Annotated in this window: 3 protein-coding genes; all 3 read left to right on the top strand. The window is 51.6% G+C overall.

Features of this window, described 5'->3' with window-relative positions; all coding sequences use genetic code 11:
• The first annotated feature begins 209 nt into the window (after positions 1–209).
• Positions 210–458 carry a CopG family ribbon-helix-helix protein gene (locus AC3B8H_RS21365; RefSeq protein WP_488443517.1) on the top strand — a complete coding sequence of 83 codons (249 nt, stop codon included), beginning with the start codon at positions 210–212 and terminating at the stop codon, positions 456–458.
• 232 nt (positions 459–690) lie between these two features.
• Positions 691–780, top strand: a complete 90-nt coding sequence (locus AC3B8H_RS21360; RefSeq protein ID WP_488443518.1) for a type II toxin-antitoxin system RelE/ParE family toxin — start codon at positions 691–693, stop codon at positions 778–780.
• The coding region (locus tag AC3B8H_RS21355) for a tyrosine-type recombinase/integrase (protein WP_488443516.1) at positions 780–1,370 on the top strand (591 nt) is incomplete at its 3' end. The genes AC3B8H_RS21360 and AC3B8H_RS21355, both read left to right, overlap by 1 nt.

Raw genomic sequence — 1,370 nt, 5'->3', positions numbered from 1 at the left:
GGAGCGACTTCTTTAATGGACTCTGCGTCTGATCATGGCAATATTTGCCAAACGAGTTCAGCCAAAACAGGTCCCCTACTTCGCTCGAATTCGCCTTCTACTATTGATAACGTATTTTATCAATAGTATTATATTGCCCAAAATCCGTGAGCTGAGCGACATTGACACTTGGTTTTACTCGGTGTAAATAGGCGTTACGAGGTGCCACCATGAAGCAAACTGACACAATATCAAAGACCATCAGCACCGGTATCAAGCTAGACGAAACCCTTCATGCTCGACTGAAGCTCCTGAGCCAAGCCAAAGACCGAACGGCTCACTGGCTGATGAAAGCCGCGATCGAGGAATATGTCGAACGCGAAGAATCGTATGAGCGTGAAAAGCGCGAAGACATGGAGCGTTGGCAGAAATACCAACAAACCGGCCATGCCATACCGAATGAAGCGGTCGATTCCTAGCTCTCAACCTGGGGAAGCGAAAGTGAGCTATCGTGTCCCAAATAGTCTGGCTTCCCGAAGCCTTGATGAATGTCGAGCGTTTGCACCCATCTCTTCGAGACAAAAACCCAAATGCTGTAGCTTCAGCCCGGGAAATTTTACGCAATGGCGCAGGCTATCTCGCCGGCGGTCCCTAGTCGGGCGGCCGATGATTGATGGATCGGGGCGTTGAGAACTTTTTTTGCCGTTCGGCGTGGGAGCCTATGTTCTGCGCTACCGGATTGATGGCGAGATCATTGTTATTATTCGCGTTTGGCATAGCAAAGAAATGAGGATGGTTTAATGGCGGAATCTGATAAATCGGTCGCTGCTTTTTCCACCAGCAACCGGCTCCTGACCGCCGAAGACTTTCGTCGGCTTTCCGAAGTGCCTCCCGAAGTTGAGTGGTTCGCTAATCTGACCAATCCGCAAACTCGCCGCGCGTATCAAAATGCGGTTGAGGACTTTATGCGCTTCGCCGGCATTGTTCGGCCAGAAGAATTCCGCGATGTGACGCGTGCGCATGTCATCGCCTGGCGGGATGATTTGGGTAATCGCGTGCTGAGCGGCACCACCATCCGACACCGGTTATCGGCCTTGTCATCCTTATTCGATTATCTGTGCGACAAAAATGCCGTAACCCATAATCCGGTCAAAGGCGTGAAGCGGCCTAAAGTGGATAGTGGCGAAGGCCGGACGCCCGCGCTGGGCGACCATCAAGCACGTGAATTGCTCGATGCCCCGGAGGGAGGTCGGCTGAAAGACAAGCGGGATAAGGCCATTTTGGCCACTCTGCTTTACCATGCATTACGCCGTGATGAGCTCTGTAAGCTTAAAGTCAAAGACTTTAATTACCAACGGCGTGGAGTGCCGCACTTAAAGGTGTCTGGCAAA

It is taken from the genome of Methylomonas sp. BG-2, assembly GCF_057766305.1.
The sequence above is the reverse complement of the archived record's forward strand: the minus strand, read 5'-3'. Positions and strand labels throughout refer to the sequence as shown.

What these genes read in the sequence shown, in the direction of transcription:
- AC3B8H_RS21365 (WP_488443517.1), top strand. Translation starts at nt 210, where the DNA reads ATGAAGCAAACTGACACAATATCAAAGACCATCAGCACCGGTATCAAG.